This window comes from Nocardioides oceani, from assembly GCF_030412965.1.
Taxonomy (GTDB): Bacteria; Actinomycetota; Actinomycetes; order Propionibacteriales; family Nocardioidaceae; genus Nocardioides; species Nocardioides oceani.
Genome location: NZ_JAUHJQ010000172.1, coordinates 1 through 276, shown reverse-complemented (window position 1 = coordinate 276; position 276 = coordinate 1). Strand labels below are relative to the sequence as shown.

The window sequence follows — 276 nt, the reverse complement described above, 5'->3', positions numbered from 1 at the left end:
GAGCTGGTAGCAGAAGAGGAAGAAGGCCAGCGCCCCCACGCCCACCACGCCGGCGGCCAGCCCGTCGAGGCCGTCGACGAAGTTCACCGCGTTGATGGTCGCCACCACCAGGAAGCCCGTCAGCAGCGCGCGCTGCGCGGGGTCGAGCGAGAAGACCTGCCCGTCGGGCCCGGTGAAGAAGTAGAACTGGACCCCGAAGGCAACCAGGAAGCCCGCCGCCAGCAGCTGCCCGCCGAGCTTGGTCAGGGCGTCGAGCTCGAAGAGGTCGTCGAGGAC

General features: G+C 69.6%; 1 protein-coding gene. It reads right to left on the bottom strand.

The genetic code is table 11. The annotated features are described in order from the left end of the window. Positions 1 to 276: MraY family glycosyltransferase (locus tag QWY28_RS23710; RefSeq protein ID WP_500690679.1), on the bottom strand; the 276-nt coding region annotated here is incomplete at both ends.